Source organism: Oscillatoria sp. HE19RPO, assembly GCF_024220515.1.
In the GTDB taxonomy this organism is placed as follows: domain Bacteria; phylum Cyanobacteriota; class Cyanobacteriia; order Cyanobacteriales; family Laspinemataceae; genus Laspinema.
Window position 1 is genome coordinate 1 of sequence record NZ_JAMXOT010000480.1, and the last position, 1,523, is coordinate 1,523.

Below are 1,523 nucleotides of genomic sequence, written 5' to 3' on the forward strand. Positions count from 1 at the left end.
AAAATTCATAGCGAATCTTGGAAGAAATTGCCCTGGAAGAAATTCCGACGCAATCTATTCCGCCTGCAATGCCGATTGTGGAAAGCGGTTAGAGTTGGAGACCGCTCAAGAGCTAACAAATTGCAAAAGCTCATTCTGAGATCTCGAAGTGCTAGATTCCTGGCCATCCGTCAGATAACTCAACTTAACGCCGGAAAAAAAACCGCCGGAGTTGATGGCAAAAAATCTCTAAATTGTCAGGGAAGATTTGAGTTAGAAAGGGTATTAAAAACACAAGCTCAACATTGGCATCACAACCAACTAAGAGCCATTCCCATTCCGAAAAAGGATGGAACAACCCGCCTTCTTAAAATCCCAACACTCCAAGATAGAACATGGCAATGTCTTGTCAAATACGCCATCGAACCGGCCCACGAAGCAGTCTTTCACGGGAGAAGCTATGGATTTCGACCCGGACGCTCAACCCATGATTGTCAGAAAATACTCCATATCAGTCTCCGGTCTTTTGCTCATGGCAAAGACAAGAGAATCCTAGAACTGGATATTGAAAAATGCTTCGACTGCATCGACCATAACTTCTTAATGAAGCAAATTATAGCCCCGCAATCTATCAAACAAGGGCTATACTCATGCTTGAAAACAGGAGTTAACCCCGAGTTTCCATCTCAAGGAACTCCCCAGGGAGGTGTGGTCAGTCCGGTATTAGCCAACATCGCTTTAGACGGAATTGAAAATATCCATAATTCGGTTAGATATGCCGATGATATGGTATTCATCCTCAAACCCAAAGATGATGCTGAGAAAATCTTACACCAGGTCGAAGAATTCCTAGCGCTCAGAGGATTAAAGATAAAAGCCAGCAAAACAAGGCTCGTAGCTGCGACAGATGGGTTCGACTTTCTGGGCTGGCATTTCCAGGTCCAAAACAACGGAAAATTTAGAACTGTCCCCTCAGAGGACAATTATAAAGCATTTCGGAAGAAAGTCAAAGCCATCGTCAACAACTCTAATTATGGGGCGTCAGTTAAAGCGCAAAAGCTCTCAAGCCTAGTCAGAGGATGGAGATATTACCACCAATATTGTAGGTTAGACGGGTCGAGGTTTTCGCTATATTTTATGGCAAACCGAGCCTGGAAAGTGTTCGCGAAAGAAACAAAGCTCAACCGCTATGAAGTTGATGCTTTAATACAACAAGCATTTCCTCGGGTTCCTTATCACGAACACCGACATATCAACGTCAAAGGGGACAAATCTCCCTATGATGGAGACCTAACCTATTGGTCCGAAAGAAACTCTAAACTCTATACAGGCCCTACAGCAGCCGCGTTAAAAAGACAGCACCATACTTGTGGATATTGTCAAATGAAGTTCTTAGGTGGAGAGCGAGTACAACTTCATCATATTGATGGAAACCATGACAACTGGAAACCTAAAAACTTGACGGCAGTACATGAATCCTGTCATGATTATATCCACTCCAGCAAGCCAATTGGCTAGATTATCGGGAGCCGGATGCGGGGAAA

1 protein-coding gene is annotated in these 1,523 nt (G+C 43.9%); it reads left to right on the forward strand.

Annotated features, from left to right (window positions below; all coding sequences use genetic code 11):
• Positions 1-3: 3 nt before the first annotated feature.
• Positions 4-1,497, forward strand: a complete 1,494-nt coding sequence (locus NG833_RS29860) for a reverse transcriptase domain-containing protein (protein ID WP_254568896.1) — start codon at positions 4-6, stop codon at positions 1,495-1,497.
• Positions 1,498-1,523 lie beyond the last annotated feature (26 nt).